This window comes from Actinomadura sp. 9N215, assembly GCF_044326345.1.
Lineage (GTDB): Bacteria > Actinomycetota > Actinomycetes > Streptosporangiales > Streptosporangiaceae > Spirillospora.
Genome location: NZ_JBIRBA010000012.1, coordinates 67,174 through 90,934 on the forward strand (window position 1 = coordinate 67,174; position 23,761 = coordinate 90,934).

General features: G+C 71.7%; 17 protein-coding genes. 7 read left to right on the top strand and 10 right to left on the bottom strand.

Annotation, left to right across the window (positions count from 1 at the left end; all coding sequences use genetic code 11):
- Window positions 1-39 precede the first annotated feature (39 nt).
- From ACH34T_RS20920 to ACH34T_RS20935, 4 genes are read left to right on the top strand one after another with little or no spacing between them, the layout of a single operon-like run.
- Window positions 40-558: a hypothetical protein gene (locus ACH34T_RS20920; RefSeq protein ID WP_395993861.1), complete on the top strand. Its 519-nt coding sequence runs from the start codon at window positions 40-42 to the stop codon at window positions 556-558.
- The gene (locus ACH34T_RS20925) at window positions 555-1,685 is read left to right on the top strand and encodes a peptidoglycan-binding protein (RefSeq protein WP_395993862.1); all 1,131 of its coding nucleotides are present in this window, start codon (window positions 555-557) and stop codon (window positions 1,683-1,685) included. The genes ACH34T_RS20920 and ACH34T_RS20925 overlap by 4 nt, the downstream gene beginning before the upstream one ends.
- Complete coding sequence (locus ACH34T_RS20930) at window positions 1,682-2,374, top strand: ABC transporter ATP-binding protein (RefSeq protein WP_395993863.1); 693 nt, start codon at window positions 1,682-1,684, stop codon at window positions 2,372-2,374. The genes ACH34T_RS20925 and ACH34T_RS20930 overlap by 4 nt, the downstream gene beginning before the upstream one ends.
- Before the next feature lie 50 nt (window positions 2,375-2,424).
- Entirely contained in the window at window positions 2,425-3,600 is a 1,176-nt protein-coding gene (locus tag ACH34T_RS20935) for an ABC transporter permease (protein ID WP_395994037.1), read from the top strand.
- A gap of 11 nt (window positions 3,601-3,611) precedes the next feature.
- On the opposite strand, the gene ACH34T_RS20940 is transcribed toward ACH34T_RS20935, so the two are convergent.
- The 3 genes from ACH34T_RS20940 to ACH34T_RS20950 are packed head-to-tail and all read right to left on the bottom strand — an operon-like array spanning window position 3,612 to window position 7,130.
- Window positions 3,612-5,411 carry a choline/carnitine O-acyltransferase gene (locus tag ACH34T_RS20940; RefSeq protein WP_395993864.1) on the bottom strand — a complete coding sequence of 600 codons (1,800 nt, stop codon included), beginning with the start codon at window positions 5,409-5,411 and terminating at the stop codon, window positions 3,612-3,614.
- A 24-nt stretch (window positions 5,412-5,435) separates the two neighbouring features.
- Window positions 5,436-6,245, bottom strand: a complete 810-nt coding sequence (locus tag ACH34T_RS20945; RefSeq protein WP_395993865.1) for a class I SAM-dependent methyltransferase — start codon at window positions 6,243-6,245, stop codon at window positions 5,436-5,438.
- Between the two features lie 21 nt (window positions 6,246-6,266).
- Complete coding sequence (locus ACH34T_RS20950) at window positions 6,267-7,130, bottom strand: arpA protein (RefSeq protein WP_395993866.1); 864 nt, start codon at window positions 7,128-7,130, stop codon at window positions 6,267-6,269.
- A gap of 339 nt (window positions 7,131-7,469) precedes the next feature.
- Between ACH34T_RS20950 and ACH34T_RS20955 the strand changes: the two genes are divergently transcribed.
- Both ACH34T_RS20955 and ACH34T_RS20960 read left to right on the top strand, forming a co-directional pair.
- Window positions 7,470-9,272, top strand: a complete 1,803-nt coding sequence (locus ACH34T_RS20955) for a serine/threonine-protein kinase (protein WP_395993867.1) — start codon at window positions 7,470-7,472, stop codon at window positions 9,270-9,272.
- 90 nt (window positions 9,273-9,362) lie between these two features.
- Window positions 9,363-10,571, top strand: a complete 1,209-nt coding sequence (locus ACH34T_RS20960) for a PP2C family protein-serine/threonine phosphatase (RefSeq protein WP_395993868.1) — start codon at window positions 9,363-9,365, stop codon at window positions 10,569-10,571.
- On the opposite strand, the gene ACH34T_RS20965 is transcribed toward ACH34T_RS20960, so the two are convergent.
- The 3 genes from ACH34T_RS20965 to ACH34T_RS20975 form a co-directional block, all read right to left on the bottom strand.
- Window positions 10,572-11,918, bottom strand: coding sequence for a hypothetical protein (locus ACH34T_RS20965; protein ID WP_395993869.1), 1,347 nt, complete (start codon window positions 11,916-11,918; stop codon window positions 10,572-10,574).
- Window positions 11,918-12,184, bottom strand: coding sequence for a hypothetical protein (locus tag ACH34T_RS20970; RefSeq protein ID WP_395993870.1), 267 nt, complete (start codon window positions 12,182-12,184; stop codon window positions 11,918-11,920). The genes ACH34T_RS20965 and ACH34T_RS20970 overlap by 1 nt, the downstream gene beginning before the upstream one ends.
- Before the next feature lie 116 nt (window positions 12,185-12,300).
- The gene (locus tag ACH34T_RS20975) at window positions 12,301-12,594 is read right to left on the bottom strand and encodes a hypothetical protein (RefSeq protein ID WP_395993871.1); all 294 of its coding nucleotides are present in this window, start codon (window positions 12,592-12,594) and stop codon (window positions 12,301-12,303) included.
- A gap of 285 nt (window positions 12,595-12,879) precedes the next feature.
- On the opposite strand from ACH34T_RS20975, the gene ACH34T_RS20980 reads away from it, so the two are divergent.
- The gene (locus ACH34T_RS20980) at window positions 12,880-13,848 is read left to right on the top strand and encodes a TIGR03557 family F420-dependent LLM class oxidoreductase (protein WP_395993872.1); all 969 of its coding nucleotides are present in this window, start codon (window positions 12,880-12,882) and stop codon (window positions 13,846-13,848) included.
- Between the two features lie 46 nt (window positions 13,849-13,894).
- Here the strand turns inward: ACH34T_RS20980 and ACH34T_RS20985 are convergent, their stop codons facing one another.
- From ACH34T_RS20985 to ACH34T_RS21000, 4 genes are read right to left on the bottom strand one after another with little or no spacing between them, the layout of a single operon-like run.
- On the bottom strand, window positions 13,895-16,006 hold the full coding sequence (locus tag ACH34T_RS20985; RefSeq protein WP_395993873.1) for a DEAD/DEAH box helicase: 2,112 nt from the start codon (window positions 16,004-16,006) through the stop codon (window positions 13,895-13,897).
- A 14-nt stretch (window positions 16,007-16,020) separates the two neighbouring features.
- Window positions 16,021-17,364, bottom strand: coding sequence for a BREX system ATP-binding protein BrxD (gene brxD, locus ACH34T_RS20990; RefSeq protein ID WP_395993874.1), 1,344 nt, complete (start codon window positions 17,362-17,364; stop codon window positions 16,021-16,023).
- Window positions 17,364-20,084, bottom strand: coding sequence for a BREX-2 system phosphatase PglZ (gene pglZ, locus ACH34T_RS20995; RefSeq protein WP_395993875.1), 2,721 nt, complete (start codon window positions 20,082-20,084; stop codon window positions 17,364-17,366). The genes brxD and pglZ overlap by 1 nt, the downstream gene beginning before the upstream one ends.
- Window positions 20,081-23,722, bottom strand: coding sequence for a phage resistance protein (locus ACH34T_RS21000; protein WP_395993876.1), 3,642 nt, complete (start codon window positions 23,720-23,722; stop codon window positions 20,081-20,083). Before ACH34T_RS21000 ends, pglZ begins: the two co-directional genes overlap by 4 nt.
- Between the last annotated feature and the right edge of the window lie 39 nt (window positions 23,723-23,761).

Sequence of the window (23,761 nt, forward strand, 5' to 3'; positions counted from 1 at the left end):
CCGGAACCGCTCCGGCCGCCGAGACGAGGAGCACATGACATGCGACTGCGGATACTGGCGGCGCTGCCGTTCGCGCTGACCCTGGCCCTGACCGGGTGCGGCGGCGACGACGGCGACTCGGGCGGGGTGGCGTCGGTCGGCGGCGCGAAGCAGACCGCCGCGGCCGGGGGCGGCGGCGAGAAGCTGAGCCAGGACGAGATGGGCGTGAAGTTCGCGCAGTGCATGCGCGAGAACGGCGTCCAGATGGACGACCCCAAGCCGGGCCAGGGCATCCAGCTCAAGATCAAGGACGTGCCCAAGGCGACCGTCGACAAGGCCATGGAGGCGTGCCGGAAGTACAACCCGCAGGCCAACGCCACCGGGGCGCCGGATCCGAAGGAGCAGGAGCGGGGCCGCAAGTTCGCCGAGTGCATGCGGCAGAACGGCGTCGAGAAGTTCCCCGACCCGAAGCCCGGCCAGCGCGGCATCATGATCGACAAGAACACGGTCGGGGACGACCCGGACCTCGAAACGGCGCAGCAGAAGTGCCAGGACGTCCTCCAGGGCGGGCGGAAGTGACGGGCGGCGTCACCGTGGAGCCCGCCCCGCCGAAGGAGGCGCGGGACCATCGGGTGCGCCGCCGCCGGCCCAGGCTGAGGCTCGCGCTCGCCGCCGCGGCGCTGGTCGCGGCGGGCGGCGTCGCCGCCGTCGCGGTGTTCGGCGACGGCGGCGGCTCAGGCGCGGGCGCGGCGACCGGCCTGCCGCCCGCCACCGCGAAGGTGACCAAGCAGACGCTCAAGGACACCAGGACCGAGGACGGCCGGCTCGGCTACGGCCCCGCGCATACGGCGACGAGCCAGGCGAAGGGCACGCTGACGAACCTCCCCGAGAGCGGCGACGAGATCACCCGGGGTCACGCGCTGTACGAGGTGGACGGCGACCCGGTCGTGCTGATGTACGGCTCGAAACCGTCGTACCGCCCGCTGCGGATCGGCACGGAGGGCTCCGACGTGAAGCGGTTCGAGGCGAACCTCAGCGCGCTCGGCTACGACGGCTTCACCGTGGACGACGAGTACACGGCCGACACCGCCGACGCCGTCCAGGAATGGCAGGACGACATCGGCGTCGCGGAGACCGGGATCGTGGACCTCGGACGGGTCGCGTTCGCGGACGGGCCCGTCCGGGTCGACACCGTCCAGGCGAACGCGGGCGAGCCGGCGGCGCCCGGCAAGAAGGTCCTCGACTACACGGGCACGGCGAAGGCCGTCACGGTCGAGCTCGACACCGCCGACCAGCGGATGGCGAAGGAGGGCGCCGCCGTCGAGGTGACGCTGCCGGAGGACAAGACCGTCGCCGCGAAGATCGACGAGGTCACGACGGTGATCGAGCCGGGCGAGCAGAACGAGGACCCGACCACGAAGGTGGAGGTCACGATCTGGCTCGCCTCCGGGAAGGCGAAGAAGGCCGCCGCCGGGTACGCGCTCGCGTCCGTCGACGTCACGTTCACCGCCGGGGAGCGCGAGAGCGTGCTGACCGTCCCGGTGTCCGCGCTGGTCGCGCTGCGGGAGGGCGGGTTCGGCGTGGAGGTCGTGAACGGCGGGACGTCGTCGTACGTCCCGGTCGAGACGGGCCTGTTCGCGGACGGGAAGGTCGAGGTCTCCGGGCAGGGCATCGCGGAGGGCGTCCTCGTGGGGGTACCGAAATGATCACTTTGCGGGACGTGACGAAGGAGTACTCCGGCGGCGTCCGCGCGCTGGCCGGGGTGTCGCTGCACATCGGCGCGGGCGAGCTGGTCGCGATCGTCGGTCCTTCCGGGTCGGGCAAGTCGACGATGCTGAACGTCCTCGGCACGCTGGACCGGCCGACGGCGGGCACCGTCCACATCGACGGTCACGACGTCGGACGGCTCCCGGACGCGAAGCTGTCCGCGCTCCGGGCGACCCGCATCGGGTTCGTCTTCCAGCACTTCCATCTGGCCGCGGGCACGCTGGCGATCGACAACGTCGCGGACGGCCTGCTCTACACCGGGCTCCGCCCGGCGGTGCGGCGCCGGAAGGCCGCGGCGGCGCTGGAGCGGGTCGGGCTCGGCCACCGGCTGGACCACGAGCCGCACGAGCTGTCCGGCGGCGAGCGGCAGCGCGTCGCGATCGCGCGGGCGGTGGCGGGCGAGCCGGCGCTGCTCCTGGCGGACGAGCCGACCGGCGCGCTCGACTCGGCGTCCGGCGACGGGGTGATGGCGCTGCTCCGCGAGCTGCACGACGCCGGCACCACCGTCGTGGTCATCACCCACGACCGCGAGATCGCGGCCGGCCTGCCCCGCCAGGTCCGGATGCGCGACGGCCTCGTCGTGGACGACACCGCCCACGACACAGCGCTCGCAGAGGCGACGCTGTGACGGCCCCGACGCGCGCCGGGACGCGAGCCGCGCCCCTCCAACCGGCCAGGATGTGGCCGGGCGACGTCGTCAGGGTCGGCGCGGTCGGGCTGCGGACCCGTCCGATGCGGGCGTTCCTGTCGGCGCTCGGCATCGCGATCGGGATCGCGGCGATGGTCGCGGTCGTCGGCGTGTCCTCGTCGTCGCGCGCCGACCTCGACCGGGCGCTCGCCGCGCTCGGCACGAACCTGCTGACCGTCTCGCCCGGCAGCACCCTGACCGGCGAGGAGGCGCAGCTCCCGCTCGAATCGGAGGCGATGGTCGGACGGATCGCACCGGTCCAGGAGGTGTCCGCCATCGCCCTGCTGGACGACGCGAAGGTCTACCGCACCGGCAAGATGCCCGAGACGGAGACCAAGGGGATCGCCGCCTACGCCGCCCGCACCGACCTGCGCGCCGCGATCGGCGCGGACCTGCGCAGCGGCGCCTGGCTGAACCCCGCGACCGGCAGCTTCCCCGCGACCGTCCTCGGGTCGGCCGCTGCGGAACGGCTCGGGATCGGCCACGCGGGCCCCGACGTGCAGGTCCTCATCGGCGGCCGCTGGTTCACCGTCGTCGGCATCCTCGACAAGGCGCCGCTCGCCCCCGAGATCGACACCGCCGCGCTGGTCGGCTGGCCCGCCGCGCAGGCCAGGCTCGGCTTCGACGGGCATCCGACGACGATCTACACCCGGTCGCAGGACGCGGGCGTCGAGGACGTCCGGGACGTGCTCGGCGCGACCGCGAACCCGGAGGCGCCGAACGAGGTGGAGGTGTCCCGCCCCTCGGACGCGCTCGCCGCGCGGAAGGCCGCGGGCGAGGCGTTCACCGGGCTGCTGCTCGGGCTCGGCGCGGTGGCGCTGCTGGTCGGCGGCGTCGGGGTGGCCAACACCATGGTCATCTCGGTGCTGGAGCGCCGCTCGGAGATCGGGCTGCGCCGCTCGCTCGGCGCGACCCGCGGCCAGATCCGCACCCAGTTCCTCGCCGAGTCGCTGCTGCTGTCCGCGCTGGGCGGGATCGGCGGCGCGGTGATCGGGGCGCTGGTGACGAGCATCTACGCGCTGTACCAGGGCTGGCCGGTCGTCATCCCCGCGTGGGCCGTGGCGGGCGGCGTCGCGGCCACCCTCGTCATCGGCGCGATGGCCGGGCTCTACCCGGCGATCCGGGCGTCCCGCCTCAGCCCCACCGAGGCGCTCGCCACGACCTAGCGGGACGCGGGTCAGGCGAGCAGGTCGCGGAGTTCGTGGACGGCGTCGCGCAGCCGGTCGGCGAACGCGAACATCGCGTCCGCCACCGGGCGCGGCGTGCTGAGGTAGACGTTGAAGCGGTCCGGGAGCAGGACGTAGGCGACGCCGACGCACTGCTCGCTCGTCGACCCGAACCCGAAGTACCGGATGTGGGCGGACGGCGCCGAGCTGGTGCTCAGATAGTCGTCCCGCATCGTGCGCCAGCCGGGCGTCTCGAACAGCGGCAGCGGCTCGGCCCCGCCGAGCTCCGCGCCGCGCCGCTCGTGGATCAGTTGCAGCTCCCACAGGTGCTGTTCGGGGGCCTGCCCGGCCTGGCACTCCTTCGCGCGCCTGACGTGCGCGTCGGCGGCGGCGCGGAACGCGTCCCTGCGGGCCGTGAAGCCGGCGCCGGGATCCTCCATTACCTCGGCGAAGCGCAGCACCTCGGGCGTGACGACCCGCATGGCCTCGGTGCGCCCGTTCCGGTACTGGCGGGTCGCGATCGACTCGTAGGTGGCGCCGGTGAGGCCCTTCGCGCGCCTGTGGGCGAGCTGGTACGCCATCTGGACGAACGCGTCCGGCGACATCTTCAGCCGCTTGATCTCGTCGGCGCCGAAACCGTCGAACGAGACCGTCGTGGTGGCGGTCGCGGCGCCGTACGCGGCGAACGAGGACGCGGCGTCCCGGATGTCGCGCCGCAGCGCGTCGTCCAGGACGAACTCGATCGGCTCGATGGCCGGGAGGCCCTGCGAGCTGGCGCCCGACCGTTGCGCGACCACCGCCGGCGGCGTGCCGAGCAGCGCGTCGACGAAGCTGAGGATCGTGGTGCCGTCCAGGCCGCAGTGCTCGACGTTGATGCCGGCCGTCCCGTCCGCGAAGACGATGAACGACACCGCCTTGTCGAACCAGCGGTTGCCGCTGTCGCCGTGCAGGAGGTGGTCGCAGGCGTCGAGGGTGTTCTTGGGCGTGAAGTCCTCCAGGCAGAGGCAGAACAGCGCCGTCTCCACGTCGTCGAGCGCGTCCGCGTTGCGGGGGTCGGCGGCCAGGAGGGCCGCGCGGCCGGCCGCCCATTCGGCGCGCGCCTTGGTGGTGAGGTGTCCCGCGGACGGTTCGGGCGCGGCCTCCGCCTTCATGATCGTGCCGAGGCCGGCGGTCAGCTCGTCCAGCGTGTGGGGGCGCCCGCCGGGGCCGAGGACGTCCATCCTGATCAGGTTGCCGCGGTAGAACACCACGATGTGGCGGGCCTGCGACGGCCCGGGCCACTCGTCCGTGTAGGGCGCGCGGACGGTGTCCTGCCGTGCGCCCGGGATGCGCGTCGTCGAGAACAGGAACCTGTTCTGCGCCATCGACAGCGGGCGGCCGCGCTGCACCACCGGCGGGACGGTCTCGTCGTCCAGCCGGAGCTTGTAGTCCAGCGCGCCGGCGATGAGCCCGGCTGCGCGCTCCACCTGGCCTTCGGGCGATTCCTCGAACAGGAAGAAGAAGTTCGCGTTCAGCGCGATCCGGTCGCGGCGGCCCAGGTACCGGTACGGCCAGAACGTGTCGAGCCAGCTGTGGACGCCCTCGGACGCGTCGTAGCGTTCCAGCGCCGCTTGCAGCTTGCGTCCTGGCCCGTCCGGGCGGGCGAAGTCTGCCAGCGCCGCCTCGGTCCTGGCCCGCTCGTCGTCGGTCAGCAGCGGCGCGCACCATTCCATGAACCGCCGGCAGGTCGCGTCGAGCGTGGGCAGCGGCACGCGCGGCAGGTCCGCCTCGTTGCCGAACGTGCGGGGCGAGATCTCTTCGCTGGCGTTCAATTCGTTCCTCGTACGTGTGCGTTGTCAGGTGCTTGGACGTGAGATGTAGAGCTGGGCGTAGAACCAGCCGCCGGTCTCCAGGCCGGACGGGTCGACGCCTACGTCCGCGAGGCGGTCCAGGACCAGCGACCGCTCCTCCGGCGTCGCGAACCGCCGCTGCCTGAACAGCCCGTCGCGGCGGACGGTCTCGTAGCCCGCGGCGGCGAGGGTCTCGGCGACCGCGTCGAACGGGAACATCCGCAGCACGAAATGCGCCATCCACGGACGCCGTTCCCCGTGCGCGGCGACGATCCGGGAAATGGTGCGCTCGGTGACGTATCCGAGGCAGCCGGTGGAGATGGCGAGGTCGGTCTCCGCGAGTTGCGAGCGCTGCCGGTCGGTCGGATCTCCGTTCTCCAGATCGGCGTGGACGGCGCCGTCCAGGAAACCGGCTTCGAGCGCATAGGAAAGGGCCTCGGCGGAGGCGTCGAGGCCCAGGAACCGCACCTGGTCTTCACGATCAACGGAACGGACCAACTCCCGGTCGCGGGTGAGCAGCGTTCCGCGTGTATGCCGGTGGGCGTCGCGGCCGCTGTAGCGATCGTACAGGTCGTCCATGGTGGCGTCGTATTTCACCAGGGCCGCATTGATGCCATAGGAGCAGCCGATATCCAGAACGGTCGGGACCGGGACCCGGTGCGCCTCCCGGTATTCGGCGATGAGGCCGCGAAAGTGCGGTTTGGCCAGTTCCGGGATGTGGTAGTCGAGGCCGCGGAGCGTGCCGAAGTAGGCGCGCGGATCGGGCCGCGTGTAGATGTGGCCGAGCGAGATCTTCCCGGTCGTGTCGACGCGCAAGGAGTGCCTCCAGTCCAGCGGTCAGTCGAGGAGCCGGTCGCCCCGGACGGCGCGTCCCCGCGCCGCCAGGTGCTCGGGCAGCACGCGCCCGAAGAGCTGCCGCGTGCGGGCGACGCTCCCGACGACCCCCGGCCGCTCGCTGTAGGCGAAGATCGCCGTGTGCCGCGCCGTCGTCCCGGTGACGGCGGCGACCCGGTGCAGCGCGTACCGTCCCTTGAAAAGCTGCAGGTCACCGGGGCGAAGGGCGAGCCGGTGGACGAGATCGTCGCCCGCCCCCGTCAGCACCCGGCGGACGTCGCCGAAGTTCTCCGACTCCGCCGACCGGATGTTCGGGCAGTACTCGAAGGCGCCGCCGTCCTCGGACTCCTGCGTCAGCAGGCTCACCGTGAACTCGTTGGTGTCGAAATGCCAGGGATGCTCCATCCCCGGGTTCACGACGTTGAGGCACAGCCCCGACAGCGGGTCGGCGAGCTCGTGCACGCGCGGCAGCCCGAAGCAGGCCGCCACGAACCGCTGGAAGAGCCCGCTCGAATACAGCACCTGGACGATGGAGCCCGCCGGGATGTGGTCGCGCGCGACGAACGCGTTCCCCCGCTCGACCGTGATCCGGCCCGGATGGTCCTCCGGCAATGGGGTGCGGACGTCGATGTTGTACGCGTTCACGGTTTCGACGTCGTAATGCGCGCGCGGCGCGACCGCCGCGCATTCCGCGCGCAGCGCGTCCCGCATTGCCGGGCGAATGAAGTCGGGCAGCACGCGGCATCCCGATTTCGCCAGCTCGTCCCGGGTCCGGGAAACGACGGCGTTCCAGCCGGCGCCGCCGGGCGCGGTCAGCGGATAGCGCTCCGTGTCGATCACGTTGCCGAGAGCCTCCGCCGCACCCATGGGGATCCTTCCGCGTCGGCGAACCTCCGACGGGTTTAGCACAATCCCCCCGACAATTCATGGCAGCGCTTTCTGGAGCTTTTGGCAGAAAGCGATAAAGCGGGGCCGTGACCTGTGCGTTCGACCGTTCCCTGAGCCGCGCGCCCGCCGCCGCCCCTGTGTCCCATCTCACCCCCGGCGGCGGGGCCCGGCTCCGCCCGCGCGCGGGGCCCGGCTCCGCCCGCGCGGGGCCCGGCTCCGCACGGGGTTGGCGGTAAGGCGTACTATCCGCGAACCTTTCCTCACGCGGCGGCGTCACCGTCCTGTGGAACATGAACGAGAAAGTGCGGGGAGCGCGGGATGGACTGGAGCCTGGCGGAGTTCACCGAGGACCGTGAGCTCGGACGCGGCGCGCAGGGACGGGTCGTCCTCGCCCGCCACACCGCGTCCGGGACACCGGTCGCGATCAAGTACCTCGTCCAGGGCGACCCGGGCGCGGTCGCGGCGCTGCGGTCCGAGGCGCAGATGCTCGGCAGGCTGACCAGCCCGTACGTGGCGCGCCTCTACCGCTTCACCGAGAGCGAGCAGGGCGCCGCGATCGTGATGGAGGCGATCAACGGCGCGTCGCTCAAGGAGGTGCTGCGCGAGCACGGGAGGCTCGCGCCGGAGGCCGCGCTGCTCGTGCTGAAGGGCTCACTGCTCGGGCTCGCCGAAGCGCACGCCGTCGGCGTCGTCCACCGCGACTACAAGCCCGCGAACGTCGTGGTGCAGGCGGACGGGCTCAGCAAGCTGGTCGACTTCGGCGTCGCCGTCCTGGCCGGGCACGGCTCGTTCGCCGGGACGCCCGTCTACATGGCGCCGGAGCAGTGGCGCGGTGAGCCGTCCATGCCCGCCACCGACGTGTACGCCGCGACCTGCGTGTTCTTCGAGTGCGTGACGGGACGCCGCCCGTTCACGGCGGCCGAGCGGGCCGTGCTGATGAACCAGCACCTCACCGCGCCCGTCGACACGGCGGACGTGCCGGAGCCGCTGCGCCCGCTCGTCCTGCAGGGCATGGCGAAGACCCCGGGGGAGCGGCCGATGGGCGCGGCGTCGTTCGTGACGTTGCTGGAGTCCGCGGCCGTCGCCGCCTACGGGAGCGACTGGGAGCAGCGGGGCGTCCGCGCGCTGGCCGCCGCCGCGGTCGCGCTGGCCGCGCTGTTCCCGCTCGCGGCGCTCACGGTCCCCTCGGCGGCGTCCGCGACCGCCGCCGGCGGCGCGGCCTCGGCGGGCGCCGGTACCGCGGGCGCGCACGGCGGCGCGGGCGCCGTCGGGACGTCCGTGAGCAAGGGCTTCCTCGCCACCGCCGCGGGCAAGGGCACGATGGCCGCCGCCGGCGTCGCCGTCGTGGCCACGACGGCGGGCGGCGTCTACGTGGCGCGGGACAGCACGGAGCCGCGGCCCGACCCCGTCGCCGTCGTGACCCTGACCTCCGAAAACCGCACGCTCCCCGGCGGACGGGCGCCGATCCAGATCCAGAACGCCCGGTTCCCGACCGTCAGCGGCCTGGACGACCCCGCCCTGCAACGCCGGATCAACGCCGAGCTGCGCGGCCCCCTCGACCGCCTCATCGCGATCGCGCGCTCGTCCGAGGCCCCCTGCCAGGGAAAGCCCATGAAGCTGGGGTTGGAGACGACGCTCGGGCTGCGCGGCCCGCGGCTGGTGTCCGTCCGCTACTTCATGCTCAACGACTGGTGCCAGCAGGCGGACGGGTCGCCAGGCGGCGAGGTCGTCACCGTCGACCTGCGCACCGGCCGCAGGCTCGCCAACACCGACGTGTTCCGTCCCACGGCGCTGACGGACGCGGGCGTGACCCGCATCCGCTCCCTCGTCGCCCAGAACCCGGCCTCGACCGAGCGCCGCTGGGACCAGTGCAACTCCGACGGCCGGTTCAAACGCTCCGACTTCTTCCCCAGCAAGGCCCTGACCCCGGGCTCGGAGACGAGCCCGCCGCGCTTCAGCGCGTTCTTCATGGCCACCGAGTTCCGGCTCGCCTACCTCACCGGCGGCAGCGACGGCTGCGGCAACCTGAACTTCGGCGCCGGGTACGCGGCCGTCCGCGAGCTGCTGAAGCCCGAGATCGCGGCGATGCTGCCCGCCGCGCCGTCCCCGTCGCGCAGCTGACCTGGGCTTCCGGCACATGGGCGGGCCGACATCGGGTATGGCGTCCCGAATGTACCCCGACAGGAAACATACGACGCTGGACGCCGGCCGATGCTGAGAGAGCTGGTGGCGGCCAGCCACTTCATGTCCATGGAGCAGCTGCCGGGCGCGGTGGCCACGCATGCCGCGGACGCCGGCCTGCACGACGCGGTGATCTACATGGTGGACCTTCAGCAGACCGTGCTGCGGCTGCTGACCGGGAAGGGAGAGGACGCCGGGCAGGACCCGGGCCCGGAAACCGCCGAGCTGAAGGTCGAGGGGACCATCGCGGGCCGGGCCTTCCAGACCGTCGAGCCGGTGACCGGCCAGGTGTTCGACGACGGGACCTGCCAGTACTGGCTGCCCATCCTCGACGGGTCCGAGCGGATGGGCGTCATCAGGGTCACGATCCGGAAGGACGACGACCGCGCCAAGGACGACGCCGAGTACCTCGCCGGCCTGGTCGCACTGATGATCGTCAGCAAGGGGCCGTACAGCGACTCGCTCTCCCGGCTGGTGCGCACCAGGGACATGACGGTGTCGGCGGAGATGCAGTGGCGGCTGCTGCCCCCGATGACCTTCGCCAACGACCAGGTCGTCATCAGCGCCGCGCTCGAACCGGCGTACCGGCTCGGCGGCGACACCTTCGACTACGCGCTGGCCGGCGCCACCGTGCACCTCGGGATCTTCGACGCCATGGGGCACGACACCACCGCCGGGCTGACGTCCAGCCTCGCCATCGCGGCCTGCCGGAACGCCCGCCTCCAGGGCGCCGACCTCGTCGAGACGGGGCAGACGATCGAGCGGGTCCTCCTCGAACAGGACGCCGGCGCACGGTTCGTCACCGCCGTCCTGATGGAACTCGACCTCCGGTCCGGCATCCTGTCGTGGATCACGCACGGCCACCCCCAGCCGGTGGTCATCCGCGGGGGCCGCTGGGTGACCACGCTGGACTGCCGGCCGGGCACCCCGCTCGGCACCGGGCTCGGCGTGGTCCCCGAGCTGTGCGCGGAGCAGCTCCAGCCCGGCGACCGCATCCTGCTCTACAGCGACGGCATCGTGGAGGCCCGCGACCCGGACAAGCGGGAGTTCGGCATGCAGCGGTTCGTCGACTTCATCGTCAAACGCGCGGCCGACGGGCTGCCCGTCCCCGAGACGCTGCGGCGCCTCGTCCACAGCATCCTCGAACACCACGAGGGACGCCTGGACGACGACGCCACCGTCCTGATCCTGGAATGGCACGGCCCGTCCGCGCCGGCCAAGGACCCCGCGAAGACGTGATCAGGCGTCCGGCATCGGCTTCGTCGCGGGGCCCTGCACGTACCGGACGGCCCACCCCACCACCCAGCGGCCCATCCCGTAAAGGATCAGCGCCACCCCCGCCAGCGGCAGGACGAGCAGGACGATCTGCAACCCGGAGGTGATCAGTTCGAGCGCCCCGGCGCCGTGCGTGGCCTCGTACGCGAGCCCCCGCATCATCATCCAGTCCTTGGCGACCAGGGTGGGGACCTGGCTGATGATGAGGCCGAGCTGGAAGATCAGCAGCGGCAGCACGGTCAGCACCCACAGCGTGACGAAGATCTGCGGCCAGCGCTTGAGGTCGTCCAGCCGCGCGTCGGCGGGCCGCCGCAGCAGGGTCCGGCGCAGGATCGGCCCGATGTACCTGAACAGGTCGGGGATGCCGATCAGGTCGGACATGATGTAGTACCCGTCGAACCGCAGCGTCGGCAGGAGCTGCTGGACCATCTGCAGGTTGACGTACAGGACGGCGACCAGCAGCGGCTCGAACCCCGTCTGCTGGTACGCCAGCGCCAGCCCGACGATGAAGATCGCGTTGAAGTAGACGCCGGCGAGGTCGGTGCGGAGCCGTCCGCCGCGGCCGAGCCGGTACGACTCGTTGATGTCGGTGTAGAACGCCGGCCAGACCAGGTAGATACCGCAGCCCATGACGCCGGGTCTGACGCCGCCGTACCGGCACGCGGTGGCGTGCCCGACCTCGTGGAACGCGACCGACGCGACCCCGAGCCCCATGATCAGCAGGATGCTGACCGGGTTGAGGATCGTCGCGGAGAGCGCGTCCGCCACCGACCCGGTGGTGAGCAGCCAGCCCTCGCCGACCACGAACGCGACGATCATCAGCGCCAGCACCACGGGCCGGAACAGCCAGCTGAACAGGCCGGCGACGAACCAGGTGAACGACTCGGGGAACACCGCGACACGCCATCGCAGCGCCAGGAACGGGTCGGGCTTGGCGGCCGGCGGCGGCGTCCCGTCGCTGTAGGTGGTGACGCCGAGCGGGGCGAGCTTGCGGTCGGCGAGGTAGACGATCTGCTCGCCGGTCAGCCGCGCGCCCGCCTCCTCGCTGACCGCGTCGGCGACCCGGTCGAGGGCCTGCCCGACGTCGGCGTCCGCGAGGTGGCGGTGCTCGCGCAGCGCCTTGACGACGAGGAACAGCAGCGGCGGCAGCCGGACGAGCTGGCCGTTGGGGAGCCGGACGAGCTGGGGCGGCTCGCGGTATCCGGAGTTCTTGAACTCGCCGACGAGTTCGGCCCCGTCGACGAGCGCGGGCAGCGTGAGGGCCGCGGGCGGTTCCGCGCCGTCCACGGCCGGTGTGCTGGGGGCGCCCATCAGTGCTGCTGGACGACGGTGCCCGGGACGCAGGTCAGGGAGGAGTACGGCGCCTGGGCGAACAGGCCAGTCCCGAGGAGGCCGGTGTTGCCGGGGGAGTAGGTCGCCTGGCAGGCGTAGACGATCGTGGTGCTGCCGTCCCCGCCTCCGTCGCCGCCACCGCCGAGCGGCACGGCGGCCGACAGCAGCAGCCGCCCGGGGAGGACCTCGGGGGTGAGCCGGTCGAGGTCCGCGTAGCTGAAGGTATGAGGGTGCGAGTCGCTCATCGGTTCACTTTCGCGTGGTGCGGAAAAGAGGTGGAGCGGAAAGAGGGGGAAGGGCTGGCGGGAGAACGCCAGCCCTTCCCATACGGGCTAGAAGCCCGCAGTCACGCTGTGCCGGATCAGTGACCCGAGACCACCGAGCTGCTCGCGCAGGTGAACGAGGAGGTCGGGTTGTTGGAGCTGAGGCCCAGCGCGCCGACGAGTCCGCCCTGCGGGTTGTTGTTGATGGCCTGGCAGTTCGGCACGACCGCGGTGGTGCCGCCGCCGTGGTGGCCGCCACCGTTGTTGTGGTTGAAGTTGAGGTTGCCGTTGTCGTTTTCGCCGCCACCGACGAGGAGGGTGGACAGCACGGCGCGCTCCGGCAGAACCTCGCCGGCCAGCTTGTCCAGCTCGCTGTAGCTGAAGGACTTCATGTGGTTCCTTTTCTCCCTTGTCACGCCCGGTTCTCAAGGTGGATACCGGATGTCCCTTCCCCCGCCCCAGGTCGAAGCGAGGTAGCTCTACGTATAGCAGATGTCACTCACAGTGGCCAAGTAAGGGGTCCCGCCACGCCCGGCATGCCGGGTCGCACTGCCCCCGTGACACGCCCACCGCATGCGCCCCACGGGCCCCAAAACAGGCGCGAGACGGGCCCTGGCGAGCGAGACCCTGACCCCGCTTTGACGATTCGGACCGGCCGGACGGGTATGCGACCCGGCATGGAATTCGGATACACGCTGCTCTGCGAGCAGACCCCGCCCAAGCAGCTCGTCGCCGACCTGGTCGAGGCGGAGGAGGCGGGCTTCGGCTATTCGGTCATCTCCGACCACTATTTCCCGTGGCTGGAGGACCAGGGCCACTCCGCCTACGCCTGGTCGGTGCTCGGCGCCCTCGCCCAGGCCACCCACCGCATCCCGCTGATGACGTTCGTGACCTGCCCGATCATGCGCTACCACCCGGCGGTGGTGGCGCAGAAGGCCGCCACGATGGGCGTCCTGTCGGACGGCCGTTTCACGCTCGGGCTCGGCGCGGGCGAGAACCTCAACGAGCACGTCGTCGGGCGCGGCTGGCCCTCGGTGGACGTCCGGCACGACATGTTCGAGGAGGCCGTCGAGATCATCAGGGCGCTGTTCGGCGGCGACTACGTCAACTACCGGGGCCGGCACTTCACCGTCGACTCCGCGAAGCTGTACGACCTGCCGGACCGGCCCGTCCCGATCGGGATGGCCGCCTACGGCCCGCGCGCCGGACGGCTCGCGGCCCGCCACGCCGACCTCCTCGTGTCCGATCAGCCGGTCGCCGCCGTCGTCGACCTCTTCCGCAAGGAGGGCGGCGCGGGCAAACCCGTCTATGGGCAGATCCCCGTCGCGTACGGCGACGACTATGACGAGTGCATGCGGCGCGCCCACCGCATCTGGCGATTCTCCGTCCCGGCCTGGAAGGTGATGGCCGAGCTGCCGGGCCCCGTCAATTTCGAGGCGGCCGCGAAGACCGTCCGTCCCGAAGACGTGGCCGAGTCAGTCCCCTGTGGCAACAACGTGGACGACTACGTCCGGGCCGTCCAGCAGTGGGCCGACGCGGGCTTCACCCACATCTCGTTCTGCCAGTCCGGCCCCGACCACCAGAAGGACTTCCGGACCTGGGCGGAGGCCGACCTCCTCCCCGCCCTCCGCGAACGCTTCGGCTGACCCGCCCCAAGCCCGGGAATCGGCATTGTAAAAGTCTGCTGAAAGTTCAGAGCCGGACCCGCCAGAGCTCGCCCAGAACGATCTCGGCACCACCCAGATCGGCCAGCCGCGCCGACAGCGTGGCCTCGGCCAGCCGCCCCGGAAGCGCGTCACTGAACTTCAGCCCGTCCAACGCCCTCACATCAGCCGACGGAAGACACGGGTGCTCACGGCCCTCGTCGCGCGCGGCCTTCCACAGGGAGGCGGTGAGGCCGGCGCGGAGCCGGATGCTGAAGTCGTCCACGCGCTGCCCAGGGTCGGTCAACTCGCTCAGCGTCGCCTTCAAGGTCGCGTTGGTCCGGTGACCGGCCCACGTCCACCAGCGGACATCGTCACCGGACCGGGCGATAACCGTCCCACCGGGGTGGACGGTGTCGATCGCCGCTTCTCGGACGCTGGCGAGCACCCGCTCCGCGCGCCGGGTGAGCCGGACGGGAGGCGTCGCGCCGAGGAGCACCTCGCGGACGGCCCGGGCTAGGGCGAACGACATGCCGTCCAGCGCCGGGACCGTCCAGCGGGCCTTGCCGCCGGCGTCGGCGGGTTCGACGAAGCAGCGGCGGCGTTTCCAGTCGGTCCAGGTGACCCGCCAGGACCGGCCGGCCAGCAGGAGCAGGCGCGGCCCGTCGATCCGCTCGGTCAGCAGCGCGGGATCGGTGCGGCCGATCTCGTCCCGGCCGCTGATCACCGTGAATTCGGGCATGGCGGTGAACGAGCTTGTCAGCTCCATGAAATGCCGGTGGCCGAAGCGTTTCTCGGCTTCCGGCCCGATGAACAGCATGCCGCCGTCGGAGTCGAGGAAGCCGCGCTCGGTCAGATGGCGGACGATCGGTTCGGCGCCGTCACCGAATCGGCCGAGCCAGTCGCGCCACAGGTGGGAGCCGATCCGCCGCTCCTGGAGGCAGAGCGCGAGGAGTTGCTGCGCGACGATGTGCCGGGGCTCGGGAGGCGGGACGACCGGCTCCACCCAGCCCCGGCCCCACAGGAGCAGGAGCCCGGCGGCGTGCAGGAATCCCGGCTCGTCCAGGGCGAGGAAAAGGCAGTTCCGGACGGTCCCCGTGCGCCTTCCAGCACGGCCGAAGCGCTGGAGGAAGGACGCGACGGACGCGGGCGCGTTGATCTGGAGGACGCGGTCCAGGTCGCCGACGTCGATGCCGAGTTCGAGGGTGCTGGTCGACACGATGACGCAGTCGCGGGCCTCCGCGAACGCCTGCTCGGAGCGTCGCCGTTCGTCCGCCGACAGCGACGCGTGGGACAGGAAGGTCGTCACGCCCCGGGCGCGCAGCGCGGCTCCGAGTTCCTCCACGAGCCGCTTCGAGTCGCAGAAGACGAGACGTTTCTCACCGGGATGGAGGGCCGCGATGACCTTGGCGGCGTTGGCGACGGATCCGACGTGGTCGAGTTGCACCTCCCCGGGCGGCGGTCGGCCCGCGGGGTCCGTGAACGCCGGGTGGCTGCTCGGACGGTCTGGAACGTCCACCCCGGGCGCGATGACGTGCGCTGAGCGGCGATAGGAGCCCTGGAGCCAGCTCAGCAGCGACTCCGGATTCCCGACCGTGGCCGACAGCCCGACACGCTGGATCGGGCCGTTCGTCAGCCGCGTCAGCCGTTCCAGGACGGCCAGCAGGTGCCAGCCCCGGTCGTCGCCGGCGAAGGCGTGCACCTCGTCCACCACGACGGCGCGGACGCCGGAGAACCAGCGGCGGTGATCCACCTTTGTGCTCACCAACATGGATTCGAGCGATTCCGGTGTGGTCAGCAGAACTTCGGGAGGCTCGCGCAGCAGGCGTGCGCGCTGTCCGCCGGTGACGTCGCCGTGCCAGATTCCGGTCCGCATTCCAAGCCAGCCGGTGTAGGTCTCCAGGCGTGGCAAAAGATTGTTGAGCAATGCTTTGAGTGGGGCCACGTAAATCAGGGACACCGGACCCCAGGATTCCTGGGCCATTAGCGTCAGCAGCGGGAAGAGGGCGGCCTCCGTCTTGCCGCCCGCCGTCGGCGCGAGCAGGAGTGCGTCGTCGCCGTCCAGCAGCGGCGCGAGCGATTCGTCCTGAAGGGGACGCAGTTTCGTCCAGCCCAGACTGTTGATGATGTGGTGCGCGAGGGACGGGTGGAGCGCGCCCATTCGGCCCGCGGGGCTCATGGCGGGTCGAGCTCGACGTCGTCGGCGTCGGCCGCGCGCTGCCGCCAGGCGTTTCGCTCCACCGGTGACAATTCAGCGGACGAAAGCGTGAGCGAATAATGGCGACGCGGATCGAATTCGTCGAACTGGTCGACGCGATCGAGCACCTGCTCGACGAGTTTGCGCAGGAAGATTCGCGGGGCGATGCCGACCTGCCCGCCCAGTTCACCGGTCACGGCCCGCGCCAGCTCGCCGACATACGCGTCGTCGGCCACCGAGGCGACGCGCGGATGCGCGCCGACGGCGTAGAGGTCGCGGATACGTCCGCCGAGCCGGACGAGTTTCTCCTGGTCGAACCCGGTCAGCCGGATCTGCACCGCGCGGGGGTTGTCGAACCTCGGGTCGCCGAAGTCGGTCGTGAGCCGCTGCGCCAGGGGCGGGAGCCGCTGGACGCCCTGGTTGCCGTCGAAGAACGCCGGAGTGCCGGTGATCATCAGGTAGAGGCCGGGGAAGCGGCCGCCGTCCATCTCGTCCAGGAGCTGGCGGAGCGCGTTGAGTCCCTTCTCCCGGACGTCGCCGCGCACCCGCTGCAGCGTCTCGATCTCGTCCAGGACGACGAGCAGCCCCGGATGCCCGGAATCGCGCAGGACGGCCAGCAGTCCCTGCAGGAACCCCAGGGCGCCGAAGTGGTCGAGGTCGCCCTTGATCCCGGCGGTCCGCTTCGCCGCCGCGGACACGTTCGGCTGCCCGCCGATCCAGGCGATGAGTCCCTCGGCGACGGCGGCGTCGCCGAACAGAGTCGCCCTGCGGTAGGCGCGCAACGCGGCGGCGAACGCGGGCGTCGTCCGGGCGACCGACGCGAGCCGCTTTTCGAGCAGCTCGTCGACGCCTTGCTGGAGCGCGCGGGCGTCGGGCATCCCGTCCGCGTCGGACGGGACCGAGCCCGCGGCGAGGACGTCCTCCTCCAGCGTGTAGAACCAGCCGTCGATGACGTCCCGCAGCGCGCTCGGCCGGTGCGACGACGTGGCGAGCCGCTCCACCAGCCGCCGGTACACCGTCTCCAGCCGGTGCAGCGGCGTCTCGGTCTCGGAGACCTGGATCTCCGTGACGGCGAACCCGCGCCGTTTCGCCCGCTCGGCCAGCCACCGCGCGAAGAACGTCTTGCCGGAGCCGTACTCCCCGCGGACCGCCTTGAACACCGCACCCTTCGCGGCGACCGTGGACAGCTCCTCGTCCAGCGCGTTCTCGAATCGCTCCAGCCCCACGGCGAACAGGTCCAGCCCGGCGTGCGGGACGGTGCCGCGCCGCAGCGCGTCGATCACCTCCCGGCGCCGTGCCGCGCTCACTGCGGTGACGTCCATCAGGCCTCCAGGAACTGGAGCGTGAGCAGCCGGACGTCCAGCTCCACGGTGCGGCCGCCGTCACTCTCGCCGATGACCTGGTAGCCGTCGACGTTGAGGAGCCGCCCCACCGTGGACAGGTAGCCCGCCATCCGGAACGCGGGCTGCCCGACGAGCGCGGCGGCCTGCCCGGTCGGCAGCTTCCCGCCCGCGTCGACGAGCCCGTCGACGAGCGCGGCGACCTCCTCGTCCGGCGGCGCCTTCCGCACGAAACGGCGTTGTGCGGCGAACAGCGCGGACGCCACGATCTGGGTCCCGACCCCGGCCGTGGCCACCGTGGCTTCGGTGACGCTGAAGAGGGCGTCGTCGTCCTGGACGGCGGTCGTCCGGGGCGCGGGCGGCGTCACGGTGGCCGCCGGGAGCGGGTTCCACCAGGGCGGCTCGTGCAGCGAGGCGGTGTCGTATTCGAACCAGCCCTTGGGGGCGGGCACGCCGGGCGGGACGAACACCAGCACGGGTATCACCATTTCGGCGGGCGAGATGCCGCCGTGGTACCCGGCGCGCCGGGGGAGGTAGCGGACGCGCTCGTCCCAAGGCACGGTCACCTCGCCCCCGGTCGCGAGGACGCGCGGTCCGCGCACGGCCAGTTCGCCGTCCCCGGGAGGGCCGGAGCGGTAGCGGGCCGACTCGGCGGTCACCGGCTGCACGCCGTCGCGATGGTCGAGCACGTGCCCGTGGTCGGAGGTGATGACGACGGGGCGGCGCACTCCGGCCGCCTCGGTGAGCAGCGCGGGGAGGTAGTCGATCTGGTCGAGCCGCCAGGCCGGCGCGTTGACCCGGAAGTCGTCCGCGAGGGCGTCGTCGACGGTGTTGAGGACGACGCCGACGACGGTCCCCGCGTCCTCGATGGCGCGGCGCACGTCGTCCGACAGCCGTGCGCCCGGGCCGGTGCCGAGACCCGCCTTGTGGAACAGTTCGCTGCGCCGCCCGCGCCACATCGCCGCGAAGCCGGTCCGCTCCTTGGACTGCCCGCCGGAGGTGAGGGCGCCGCAGAGCAGGCTGGCCCGGGAGAAGACCGTCGTGGACGGGATCGTCGCGAGTGCCGCCTCACGCCCGTCGGCCTCGCGGCCGACCTCCCGCCAGGTCCGGGACGCGGTGATCTCCTCGGCGAGCGCGCACGCGTCGGCGGCGCTCATCCCGTCCACGACGATGATCAGCGGCGCGGCGCGTTCGGCCACGGGACGGGCCGTCCCCGCGAGGAGGGTTTCGGCGAGCAGCAGCCGTCCGGGGTCGGCGGACGCGGCCGTCCACGCGGCGAACCGGTCGGCGAACGCGTGGTCCAGTTCCGCCCGACGGGTCCTGACGGCGTGGAAGAGCCCGGCGTAGGCCGCCCGCGCACGCTGCACGCGGCTCGTGTCGGCGTTGAACACGACCGTCACGGCCCTGTCCACCCAGCCCCAGGAGCGGACGTGCCTGGTGGCGCCCTCGGCGACGGTGGCGGGCGGATCTTCCGGGGCCGCCAGCCAGCGGACGAGCCGGACGGCGCACACCGCCGCCTCGACCTCGTCCGCGCGACCGCCCGGACGGCGGTGTTCGAGCAGCGCGTCCAGCGCCGCCTCCGCCTCGCCCAGCTCCCCGGCGCGCGGCGCGGGCAGGACGGACGCCAGCTCACCCGCGAGCGCGGCCAGCCTGGCGTCCAGGCCCGCGTCGAGGACCTTGCTCGTGCCCGCCAGGTCGCCGACGCGCAGCTCGGCGAGGATCTCCTCGGCGCGGGAGCACGCCAGCCTGGCCTCGGCCGTGTGGCCGTTGTCGTTCCACCGCAGCACGAGCGATTCGGCCGCCTCGGCGAACGCCCGCAGCGACGCCTCGTCCGGGGCCGACCCGCCGAGGAAGCGCTCCTCGGCGCGGACACGGGCCTCGGCGAGTGGTTTCTTCCGTCCGACCGCCGCCGCGTACAGCTCCGCCGCCGCGAGCCCGAACGGCACCGCGTCCTGCACCTGCCCGCCTGCCAGCAGCCGGAACACCACCCTGGCGACCGGACCGACCGATGCCTCCAGCCAGCTCGCCAGACCGGCGCGCTCCTCGGCGGGCAGTGCCGCGAATCGGCCGACGCGCAGCTCGTCGCGGCTCCACTCCAGCAGGGCCGCCGCGTCGAGCCGTTCGTCCTCGTCCTTGCCGAACCGCGCCGCCGTCAGCCGCCGCAGCACCGTTTCGAGCTGGAGGACGGGCGCGTTGACGTGCCTCCAGCCGGTCCCGGGCTGCGCGTCGATGAGCGCCTCGGCAACCCAGCGGTACTCCCGGCCGCTGAGGCGCGGATCGAGCCTTCGCGCGCCGAACGCGTCCGCGACCAGATCCCACCTGTTGATCGTCCGAACCTCGTTGCCGAGCGCGCGCGCGAGCACCGAGTCACCCAGTTCTTCGCTTTCGCACGGGGTCAGAACCACCAGGTACGCCTCGGCGTCCCTCGGTTCGTCCAGTGCCTCGAGGACGGACAGCACAGTCCGGCACGCCCGGACGACCGCCGTGACCTTCTCGTCGCCGTCGACCGTGGCGGTCACCTCGTCCGACGGCTGCCGCCATTCCGGCGCGGCGCGAAGCAGCAGCACGCGCTCCTGCCCGGTGGACGGCCCGAACCGTTCGCGGTGCGCGGCGGCCTTGCGCAGCGCATGCCGCAGCGCCCCCTCCACGACACTCGGATTCGCCTCGGGCACGACGTTCCGTCCGGCGGTCTGCTCGCTCATTCGTCCACGATCCGCCAGGTGATCTCGAACGTGGCCTCGGGGTTCGCGTCCGCGTTCTCGCACAGCTCTTCGGCGACCTTGGCGACCTCGCGCGCCGCGATCCGCCTGGTCACCGTCGGACGGCCGGGTGGCGGCGGCGGTGGCGGCGGCGGCGGATCGATGTCGATGATGAGGTCGACGGCGAGGCTCTCGATCTCCTGGATCAGGGCCTTGAGCGGGACGGTGTATTCGTCGTGGCGTGTCGCGTTGTGCAGACGTTCCAGCAGCGCCGCCGCGCGTTCCTGCTTGGGGCCGGAGCTCGCGGCGAGCGGCGGGAGCTGGTCGAGGATGCGCCACTGGAGGGCCGGGAGGGCGCCGACGAGATCTCGGACGCTCGTCAGCACGGCCCGGTAGACCTCCCCGTCACCGGGCAGTTCGGCGGCGGCCAGCTTCTTGAGCAGCTTCGTCGGGTCCGTCTCCGCCGCCACCCGGTTGAGCAGCGCGGCCGTTGCCTTCGCGGTCACGAGGCGAGGCGAGTCATCGTCCAGCCCGAGGGTGTCACGATTGTCGGTGAAGATCGTGACAAGGGTTTCGCAGGCGCTGACCAGGTCACCAGCCTGACCGCGCACCGCGCTCGCCATGGACTGGACGGCCCGCGCCGTGTTCACCGGCTGTTTCACCACGCTGAAGATCGCCTCGGCCCGGTCGCCGGCGCGCTGGAATTCGTCCTCGCTCGGCAACTCCTGGCGGCGCAGCATCATGTCGGAATGGATCTCGCCGGGTTCCTGCGGGGCGATCTGCCGTTCGCCCCGGAACCAGGAGCGGTTGTCCTGCAGGGCGTAGCACGCGGTGATCAGGTCGACCATGAGCGGCGGAAGCCCCGGTTGTTCGTCCAGAATCCATTTCCGTACATCGCGAACGGTGACCTCTTGAACGGGACGGCCACTCTGCGCGGCCTTACGCCCGAGCAGCATCTTCCAGTCGTCGCGCACCACGAACACTTCGCTCACGGTGGCGATCTGCGCTGGGTGAGCGACGCGCTTGAGCACCGGCAGGTCCGTCCGGGGAACTTCCAGCCGACCGACCCGGTTCTGCACCGCCTCTTCCACGGTCCGCAGCACGGTGGTGACCTCGCTCTTGCGGATCACCTGGCGGCGGCCGGTCGGGTCGAAGTCGGGATGCTTGGGGTAGGCGTGGTCGAGGAGCTGTCCGGCGAGGCGCTGAAGGGCCTCCCCGAACTCGACGCCCGCCGGGGTGCGCAGTTCGAGCCGGGAGTCGAGCGCGATGACCGGGTCTTCGGACCGGGCTCCGAGGTCGGCGTCCTCCGGGCTCGCGAGCCCGTAGGCGCGGCGCAGCGCCGTGCGGAGCTTGTCGCTCATCGCCGCCTGCCGGTTCCGGAACTGGCTGCGCGCGTGCTCGCGGTCGCTTGCGCTGAGAGTGGCGGTCAGCTCGTCCAGCCGGTCGGCGCGTTCCAGCAGGTAGTTGATGCGGATCAGATCGCCCAGCTCCACGAGCCGGGCCCGGGACAGGAATGACGGTACCCACGCGAGCGTCAGCGGCGGGTCAGGTTTCTCCTGAAGTGACTGAAGCCGCCGCCGATCTTCGGCCGGGCCTTTGTCACCCTCGTCGAACGGATAGTCCACCACCATGCGCAGCGCGCCCGGCATCTCAGGCTCGAACTGCTCATCGGGGAGCCGCTCACGGTCCCGTACGTTGCCGAAGACCAGTTCGACGACCCGTTCGGTGCCTTTCCACACGATCGGACGGGATGTGACAAACTCGCCCTTGTCCTGCGCGCCGAACTCTTTCCACAGCATCGCCTTGACGAGGCGCCGCTTGGCGGCGTCGTCATCGACGTTGACGACGCTGCGCAGCAGGCCCGCCGTGTCGACGCGGATCAGCGACACCTCGACCGTCGGGTCGTCCCCGCCGGACACCTGGAACTGGCCGAACTCGCCGGCCAGGTCCCGGAGCGTCTTGCCCACCATCACCCGGTCCTGCCCGGGGAGCATCGTGACGATCGAGCCGTGGTTGAGCGCGGCGAGCCGTCCGGCGGTTAGGGCGCGCAGCGCGGGCACGTTCGGCACCAGTGCCGCGAGCAGCAGCGTCTTGACGACGAGGTCGTCCGCGCGGAACGCGTGCCGGGACGGCAGGTCCGCGACCTGCTCGGGCGTCAGCCCGTGCTTGTCCAGCAGGTAGGGGAGCAGGCGGCCGGTGTAGAAGTCCTTGGCCTGCTGGAACTCGCCGCGCAGTTTGTCGGTGAACGGACGGTCGGCGCCCCGCGCGAGCACGTCGTAGATCGCGCCGATCGGCATGAGCTGCCCCACCGGCAGGACGTCGCGATAGTCGACGAGGAGCTGTTGCATCAGCTTCAGCGCGGTCCGCTGCCGTTGCAGCGCCGACGAGATGTCGACCATCGCGTGCACGAACGCCGGGCTGAACGGGTACGTCGCGCGGAACGCCTCCGCGTCGGACGCGCCGCCCTGCGCGTCCAGCAGCGCCTCCCACACCTCCGACCGGGCGTTGGCGACCCGCTCGAACGCCGTGTCCAGCGCCTTCTCCGCCTCCTCGTTCTTCGGGCGGAGCAGCCGGGCCTTCACCACGGCGGGCAGGTTGCGGTCTTCCAGCTTGATGGTGTCGAACCGGCCGTCCCAGTACTTCAGCGTGTCGAACAGGCTCGCCGTGGTGGCCCCGGCGACGTCCCGCCCGACCAGTTCCCGCAGGTCCCGCTGCCGGGGGACGAAGCTGACGATCGGCGCGGGCCGGTCGTGCTCGGCCGACTCCACCAGCTTCGACACCTTCTGCGCCTCGGCCTGCACCCGCTCGATGTTGCCGATGTAGCCGGACAGCCACAGCACCAGCTCGTCCAGCAGCAGCACGATCGCGTCGTAGCCGAGGACGTTCTTCGCGTGCCTGCTGATCTCGGCCAGCCCGCGGTCGAGCTCGATGAAGGAGTCGGTCCCGCTGACGGCGTCGGCGTACCGCTTGAAGTGCGTCGCGACGAGGTCCCCGACCAGCCGCCTGCGCTCGCCGTCACCGGGCGGCGCGGCGAGGGCCGCGTCGAGCTGCTCGCTCGTCCAGCCGACGGCGTCCCACTCCTGCTCCTCCTCCGTCCCGGTGGACATGCCCGCGACGAACGCCTTGTCGCCCAGCGTCGCCCGCAGCTCCCGCGCATCGGCGAGCAGCCCCTCGTCCCGGTAGACGGCGGGCAGCGGCGCGTCCGGACGCAGCTCCCGCACATGCCGGACGTAGCCGCCCAGCACCGCCGACTCCAGCGACACCGCCTCGATCATGTGGAACGGGACGAGCAGGAACCTGCGGCCCTTCAGCCAATCCCGATGACCCCGGACGACGTCCTTCAGCCCGTCCTTCTGCAGCGCCTCGGGCTCTCCGCGCAGGAGCGCGTGCAGCACGGCCATGAAGTGGCTCTTACCGGACCCGAACGACCCGTCCAGGTACACGGCCCGCGACTGCCGCCCTTCCACGGTCGACTGGATGATGCCGAGGGCCTGGTCGAAGCATCCCTTCAACTGGTCGGTGACCACGTAGTCCCGGACGGTCGAGTCCGCCTCGACGCCCTTGGCCAGCATGAGGACGAAATCCCCGGCGAGCACCCGCTCGGGGATGTCGATCAGGTCCCGAAGCAGCTGAACCGCCATCCTTGCCCCGCTCCCACTCCGACCGCGAAAACCTCGAAA

Bases quoted from the DNA above. Each gene is read 5' to 3' on its own strand.
- ACH34T_RS20920 (WP_395993861.1), top strand. From the start codon at position 40: ATGCGACTGCGGATACTGGCGGCGCTGCCGTTCGCGCTGACCCTGGCC.
- ACH34T_RS20930 (WP_395993863.1), top strand. From the start codon at position 1,682: ATGATCACTTTGCGGGACGTGACGAAGGAGTACTCCGGCGGCGTCCGC.
- ACH34T_RS20935 (WP_395994037.1), top strand. From the start codon at position 2,425: ATGTGGCCGGGCGACGTCGTCAGGGTCGGCGCGGTCGGGCTGCGGACC.
- ACH34T_RS20950 (WP_395993866.1), bottom strand. From the start codon at position 7,130: ATGGGTGCGGCGGAGGCTCTCGGCAACGTGATCGACACGGAGCGCTAT.
- ACH34T_RS20955 (WP_395993867.1), top strand. From the start codon at position 7,470: ATGGACTGGAGCCTGGCGGAGTTCACCGAGGACCGTGAGCTCGGACGC.
- ACH34T_RS20960 (WP_395993868.1), top strand. From the start codon at position 9,363: ATGCTGAGAGAGCTGGTGGCGGCCAGCCACTTCATGTCCATGGAGCAG.
- ACH34T_RS20965 (WP_395993869.1), bottom strand. From the start codon at position 11,918: ATGGGCGCCCCCAGCACACCGGCCGTGGACGGCGCGGAACCGCCCGCG.
- ACH34T_RS20970 (WP_395993870.1), bottom strand. From the start codon at position 12,184: ATGAGCGACTCGCACCCTCATACCTTCAGCTACGCGGACCTCGACCGG.
- ACH34T_RS20975 (WP_395993871.1), bottom strand. From the start codon at position 12,594: ATGAAGTCCTTCAGCTACAGCGAGCTGGACAAGCTGGCCGGCGAGGTT.
- ACH34T_RS20980 (WP_395993872.1), top strand. From the start codon at position 12,880: ATGGAATTCGGATACACGCTGCTCTGCGAGCAGACCCCGCCCAAGCAG.
- ACH34T_RS20985 (WP_395993873.1), bottom strand. From the start codon at position 16,006: ATGGGCGCGCTCCACCCGTCCCTCGCGCACCACATCATCAACAGTCTG.
- brxD (WP_395993874.1), bottom strand. From the start codon at position 17,364: ATGGACGTCACCGCAGTGAGCGCGGCACGGCGCCGGGAGGTGATCGAC.
- pglZ (WP_395993875.1), bottom strand. From the start codon at position 20,084: ATGAGCGAGCAGACCGCCGGACGGAACGTCGTGCCCGAGGCGAATCCG.
- ACH34T_RS21000 (WP_395993876.1), bottom strand. From the start codon at position 23,722: ATGGCGGTTCAGCTGCTTCGGGACCTGATCGACATCCCCGAGCGGGTG.